Genomic DNA, 6,113 nt, shown 5'->3' on the forward strand with positions numbered 1-6,113 from the left:
CTCCACCCGGCTGACCAAGGGCGAGGAATATCCCGACCAAGGCCAGGACTACTTCGAGGAACGCTACCGCGAAAGAGTCGTCCGACAACTCTCCCAGCGCGCCGAAAAACTCGGCCTAAAACTCATCACCATTCCAGAAACAGTGCGAACGAACCATTACTAATCAATTACTTGGGGTGTTTCTTGAGAGGCGTCACCGCGGCTCCGATCGCAGTGTCACCGTCCAGCCGGCACCACCGGCAGCGCGCTCAAGACGCGAGTTCGGCTCACGAGATGCAAAGTCCTCGGCGGCGTCACGGGTCGCAAATTTATGGACGGCCAAGTCAGCGTACCCGGGTGCCCGTGCGGAACCGAGATACCTCTCACCAAAAGTTGGATGTCCGTGACCGCAAGCCCCACACCCTGTGCAGATTATCCATCCACAACCGGTACATTCAAAATCGGAGGTACTGTCGAGGGTAGCCTTGCAGCCCCAACAAGAGGGTTGGCGATTGGTTCGCTGCGTGGAAAGACCGGCTCGCCTGACGGAAATTTGATCCGCGTCAATCCCGCGGGCTGAAAGGAATTCTTGATGCTTCCGCACAATTGTAAGCCGAATTCGCTCAAGATTCTCTGGCGTATCGAGTGCACGTCGAAGCTTATCTATCACATCGTCAATCGATGATCCGTTCACGCGTGCCAATGATCCGGAGCCCTTCCAAGACCAGGCAGCACCAGCAAAACCATCAGCCTTCTTCACGGCGACCAGCTGACATCCGCGATAGACCCGTATTAACCGTTCCCTGCTCATCGGATCGAATCTCCTGACACCAAAACGAATAGCGTTTATCTGCCGCGCCGAAAGCGTTCGGCCTTACCGTTGTTGCATCCGCGGCAGATAAACCTCATTGGACCGAAGCGCCTCGACGGCGGTACTTATGGGGATTGTAAGCGTCCCGTGCCACCGGTCAAGTCACGGGCAAGACCCAGACGGCTGGGCCAGAGGCAGACGGGGGGCGTCCCGCCGCTCGCGAGCAGGTGACTGGAGCGAACCAGACACTCCCACCGACGGCGAGCGGCGCGGAAATGGAGCCTTCGGCGAGCCGGCGACGCGCCACCCCCTGGCAGGCGGAACTGCCATCGCCCATAGGGAGCCCCTTGCCAAACACCAGCCGTTTTCATGGCGGGCCACGAACCGAGGTGCCCGGCGGCGTCGCCAGGTGCAGCGGCGGCATCACCGCCGTCGGGACGAACCGTCCCGCGCCGCAGTGGGGACAGCGCGCCCACTCCGCTCGGCCGACGCGCTGCAGGAAGTCCTCCACCGTCGCTGTGATCACCGCATCAGGTGCCGGTACCGACAAGGCCTGCCGCGCCAGCGCCAGCTTCGTCGCCTTCGCCGCCGGCGCCAGCAGGCCGTAGTGCCGAATCCGCTTGAAGCCGCTCGGCAGCACGTGCCGCAGGAAGCGCTCGATGAACTCCGCCGCCGGCAGCTGGAGCACGCGTTTGCCCGGCGTCGCGCGCACGCGAAAACGGACCGTCGTCTCGTCCATGGCGACGAGACGCTCGTTCGAGATCGCCACGCGAAGGGTGTAACGACCGAGGTATTCGACGACCTGCTCTGGCCCGCCGAGCGGCTGCTTCGCGTAGACCACCCAGTCGTGCGCGTAGAGCTGCTGACGCAGAGCCAGCCAGAGCTTCTCGTCGGCCAGCGATTCCGCCAAGCGCTGGCCCGGGCCTCGGGCCTCGCTCAGAGCCGCGATGAACTTGCCGCGGAAGACCGGTGACAGCGCCCGGACCGGAAACAGGAAGCCGCGCTTCGGCGACCGCCATTCGCCCTCGGGCGTCAACGCTCCACCGGCGACGAGGGCGTGCACCTGCACATGCCGCGCGAGATCCTGCTTCCAGGTGTGCAGGATCAGCGAGAACGCCAGCTTTCCTCCCAGCCAGCGCGGGTTGGCACCGAATTCGGTGAGCGTGGCCGCCGCCGCGCCGAAGAGCATCTCGTAGATCACCCGCGGACGTTGTCCGACCAGCGCGTGCAGCGCATGCGGCAGGGTGAACACCAGATGAAAATACGGCACCGGCAACAGCTCCTGGCGCCGTTTCGCCAGCCAGTCCTCCTTGGCCCGGGTCTGGCACTGCGGGCAGTGCCGGTTGCGGCACGAGTGATACACGTGGCGCGTCACCCCGCAGCAATCACAGGTCTCGACGTGGCCGCCAAGCACAGCGGTCCGACAGGCGACGATCGCCCGCCAGACCTTGGCCTTGGCCGACGACAGAACCTGGTTGGCGAGGTACGCCGGCCCATGCCGGCGGAAGACCTCAGCCAGGGTCACTGGCGAGAACTCAACCGAGCGGGGCGAGCACCTCCAGGGGCGAGGGGTTGCCGGTCAGCTTCGAGCGCGCCAGATGCAGGTGGCGCGAGGTCGTCGACAGATGACCGTGGCCGAGGAGTCGGCCGATGCTGTAGAGATCGACACCGGCTTCGAGCAGGTGCGTGGCGAAGGCGTGGCGCCGACCGTGGATGCCGCCTTCAGGGGCGATGCCGGCGGCGTTGCGCGCCGCGTAGTAGATCCGCTGCGCGGTCTGGATCTCGATGGGACCCGTGCCGGCCCGGTTCGGGAACAGCCATCGCTGCGGCCGGGTGTCACGCCAGTAGGTCCGCAGGGTGGCGAACAGACGCGGCGACAGCAGCCTGTAGCGATCCTTGCCGCCCTTGCCCTGGCGCACCTTGAGGCACAGGCGATCGGCGGCGCTTTCGATGTCTCCCACCTGCAGGTCGCAGAACTCGGATACCCGCAAGCCGGCGGCGTAGGTGGTAATCAACAGCGTGCGTCCGCGCAGGGTTCGTGCCGCGTCGATCAGGCTTGCGACCTCTTCGCGCGACAGGATCTGCGGCAGGCGCTTGGGCACCTTCGCCATCGGGATGTCGAAACCGGCTTCCGGGCGACCGAGCACCCGCCGGTAGAGGAAGCGCAACGCACACGATGCCTGGTTGACACTGGCGTAGGCCAGCTTGCGGTCACGAATCAGGTGCAGCAGGTAGGCCGGGACTTCCTCGACGCGCAGCTCGGCTGGCGATCGATGGTAGAACATCGCCAGTTCCGTCACCGCGCCGAGATAGGTTTCCTGCGTCCGTGCCGCCATTCCCCGCAGGCACATGGCGTTGCTCATGCGTTCACGTAGCTCACTCATGACTCTCTCCTCGATGGCTGCGGGGACGTCCCCCGCAGCGAGGAGGATCGAGGATTTGCAGGCGGCGTGGGAAGCAAGCCGCGGACCCGTCAGGGTGAGGACGAAAGCGAATCCAGGGGGCGACAGCGAGAAGAGAAGGAGCAGTGGACGGCGGTGGGGTGCCTACACCAGCGCGAAGTGCTTTAGTTCAACGACAGCATAAGTACCTCTCCTGAGGCCTAACCGGGATTTCTCTCCCCTGCAGCCTTGAGCTTGGTGGCGTGAATCCTGCTCGCCTGACGGCGATCCAGCATCTGTCGCTTGCGCTTAGCGACGATTCCTTACAAAATACTTTAACTAAGGTGAGTTGTTTATTGTTTTGCCAGAAAGAATTGATTTCTTGTCCTGCTGCAGGAGTGGCCCATAAGTCCTTGTCGCCATTGAGAAATGTAGTGGTATACCCCTTGCTTTAGCCGAATCTTTCGCTTAAAGTGGTAACAAGTGGTACAAAGTGGGAAGTTTGCCCTCTCGGCGTTTGCAAAGCAAGGGAAGAGCTGGTCGGATGTTTCAGGGTGCGGCTGCGTTAAGTCTTGATGCCAAAGGCAGGCTCGCCATCCCGGCGCGCCACCGGGAGGCGCTCGCTTCCGCCGCCAACGGCCGGCTGGTGTTGACCGCTCATCCGCATCGTTGCCTTCTGCTGTATCCCGAGCCGGCCTGGGAACCGATTCGCGACCGGGTGTTGGCCGCTTCGAGCTTCAACCCGCATTCGGCCATGATCAAGCGCCTGCTGGTCGGTCATGCACGTGATGAGGAAATGGATGCAACCGGTCGTCTGTTGATCGCGCCTGAATTGCGCCAGTTTGCACAACTCGACAAGCAGGTCTGGCTGGTCGGTCAGGGAAGTCACTTCGAGATCTGGTCTGACGTCGGCTGGCAGCAACAGCAGGAGGCTGTCTTCGCCCTTGGCGACCAGTGCCTGCCACCCGGTCTCGAAGATCTGGCTCTGTGAGCGTGCTGTCGCAGCATCAGACCGTCCTGTTGCGGGAGGCGGTCGATGCGCTGGAAATCAAGCCCGCTGGAATTTATATCGACGGCACTTTCGGTCGCGGTGGTCACTCTCTGGCCATTCTCGAACGACTTGGTCCCAAGGGTCGTCTGCTGGCGCTCGATCGTGATCCGCAGGCGGTGGCCGTAGGCTGTGCCATAGGGGATCAGAGGCTGCTCGTCATGCATCAATCCTTCGGAGATCTGGCGTGTGCCCTGCAGCGGGCGGGTTTTTCCGTCGGGGACGGGGTGGACGGAATTCTGCTCGATATTGGTGTTTCTTCGCCGCAGCTCGATGACGGTCAGCGGGGCTTCAGCTTTCGTCACGACGCCCCGCTCGATATGCGGATGGATACAACGCAAGGCGAAACGGCGGCACAGTGGCTCCTGCGGGCCAGCGCGCAGGAGATCACGGAGGTCATAAGGAACTATGGTGAAGAACGGTTTGCTTTCCAGATTGCAAAGAAGATTGTGGCTGCTCGGGGAGAACGGCCGCTTGCAACCACGGGGGAGCTCGCCGCGCTTGTACGCGCGACCGTGCGGACCCGTGAGCCCGGCCAGGATGCGGCGACGCGTACCTTTCAAGCTCTACGGATTCATATCAATCAAGAGCTCGAACAACTCGCGCTAGTGTTGCCGCAAGCAATGGCCGCCCTCAAACAGGGCGGGCGCCTGGTGGTGATCAGCTTTCACTCGCTCGAGGACCGCATCGTGAAGCGCTTCCTGCGCGACGAGGCCGAGCCTGATCATGCCCCCAGGCGACTCCCGCTGCGCACAGACGAACTGCCCCAGCCGAAGCTTCGTCTGGTCGGTAAGCCGCGCCGGGCGAGCACCGCCGAAGTGGCGGCCAATCCGCGGGCGCGCAGCGCCGTGATGCGGGTAGCGGAAAAACTGACGCGCGAGGCTGCCTGAGATGGTTCGTCTGAACGTCATCCTGCTGCTTGCCCTGGTGTTCTGCAGCCTCGGTGTGGTCACGGCACAGCACAAGGCGCGCAAGATCTTCCAGGCGCTTGAAGCAGAGCAGGAGCATGCGCGGCAACTTGAGGTCGAGTTCGGCCAATTGCAACTGGAACTGTCGACCTGGGGAGCGGCGCCGCGGATCGAGAAGATTGCCCGTGAGAAGCTCAAGATGAACACGCCGGAAACCGGCCAGGTGATCACCTCGACGTCGACTGGAGGAGCATCGCGATGATGCGTTTCAAGGGAAAAGTGGCGCACAAGTTCGCCGAAAGCCCGCTGCTGCAGATGCGCCTGCCCACCTGGCGCTCGCGGCTCATGGGTCTGCTGATCCTTGGCTCGTTTGGCATGCTGATCGGCCGTGCGTTCTATCTGCAGGTTCTCAACAACGACTTCCTGCAGGAGAAGGGCGAGTCACGCTACCGGCGCGATATCGAAATCAGTGCTTCGCGCGGCAAGATCGCCGATCGGCACGGCGATGTACTGGCCATCTCGACGCCGATGAAGTCGGTCTGGGCGGTTCCGCAGGTAACCAAGCTCACCCCCGAACAGACCGTTCAGCTGGCATCCCTGCTCGAGATGGACGCCCGCCAGTTGACGCAGAAGCTGAGCACCGAGAAGACCTTCGTCTTTCTTCGCCGCCAGATACCGCCGGCGGTGGCCGACCGGATTGCCGCACTCAAGTTGCCGGGCATTGGCCAGGACAAGGAGTATCGCCGCTTCTATCCGACCGGCGAGATGACGGCGCACATGGTCGGCTTCACCGGCGTCGACGACAGGGGACTTGAAGGTGTGGAGCTGGCGTTTCACGGGCAACTGCTCGGACAACCCGGCAGCCGCAGCGTCATCAAGGATCGTCGTGGCCAGATCGTCGAGGACGTCGGCTCGATCAAGCAGCCGCAGGACGGCAAGGAGATTCGCCTGGCGCTCGATTCGAAGATCCAGTATCTGGCGTACAG

The 6,113-nt window shown here is 63.0% G+C and carries 5 protein-coding genes and 1 pseudogene; 4 read left to right on the plus strand and 2 right to left on the minus strand.

From position 1 onward, the window contains the following. Window positions 1-1,157: 1,157 nt before the first annotated feature. On the minus strand, window positions 1,158-2,315 hold the full coding sequence (locus JNK99_RS14720; protein ID WP_291854360.1) for an IS91 family transposase: 1,158 nt from the start codon (window positions 2,313-2,315) through the stop codon (window positions 1,158-1,160). A 10-nt stretch (window positions 2,316-2,325) separates the two neighbouring features. Further along, on the minus strand, window positions 2,326-3,174 hold the full coding sequence (locus JNK99_RS14725) for a site-specific integrase (RefSeq protein WP_291854362.1): 849 nt from the start codon (window positions 3,172-3,174) through the stop codon (window positions 2,326-2,328). Between the two features lie 541 nt (window positions 3,175-3,715). Between JNK99_RS14725 and mraZ the strand changes: the two genes are divergently transcribed. The 4 genes and pseudogenes from mraZ to JNK99_RS14745 form a co-directional block, all read left to right on the plus strand. Further along, window positions 3,716-4,162, plus strand: coding sequence for a division/cell wall cluster transcriptional repressor MraZ (gene mraZ / locus JNK99_RS14730; protein ID WP_291854364.1), 447 nt, complete (start codon window positions 3,716-3,718; stop codon window positions 4,160-4,162). Beyond that, entirely contained in the window at window positions 4,159-5,109 is a 951-nt protein-coding gene (gene rsmH / locus JNK99_RS14735; protein ID WP_291854366.1) for a 16S rRNA (cytosine(1402)-N(4))-methyltransferase RsmH, read from the plus strand. Before mraZ ends, rsmH begins: the two co-directional genes overlap by 4 nt. A gap of 1 nt (window position 5,110) precedes the next feature. Further along, window positions 5,111-5,389 carry a cell division protein FtsL gene (ftsL, locus tag JNK99_RS14740; RefSeq protein ID WP_291854368.1) on the plus strand — a complete coding sequence of 93 codons (279 nt, stop codon included), beginning with the start codon at window positions 5,111-5,113 and terminating at the stop codon, window positions 5,387-5,389. Continuing rightward, window positions 5,386-6,113: pseudogene (locus JNK99_RS14745) on the plus strand (penicillin-binding protein 2); the annotation flags it as partial. The gene ftsL and the pseudogene JNK99_RS14745, both read left to right, overlap by 4 nt.

Source organism: Accumulibacter sp., assembly GCF_016789985.1.
GTDB lineage: Bacteria > Pseudomonadota > Gammaproteobacteria > Burkholderiales > Rhodocyclaceae > Accumulibacter.

Bases quoted from the DNA above. Each gene is read 5' to 3' on its own strand.
- ftsL (WP_291854368.1), top strand. From the start codon at position 5,111: ATGGTTCGTCTGAACGTCATCCTGCTGCTTGCCCTGGTGTTCTGCAGC.
- mraZ (WP_291854364.1), top strand. From the start codon at position 3,716: ATGTTTCAGGGTGCGGCTGCGTTAAGTCTTGATGCCAAAGGCAGGCTC.
- JNK99_RS14725 (WP_291854362.1), bottom strand. From the start codon at position 3,174: ATGAGTGAGCTACGTGAACGCATGAGCAACGCCATGTGCCTGCGGGGA.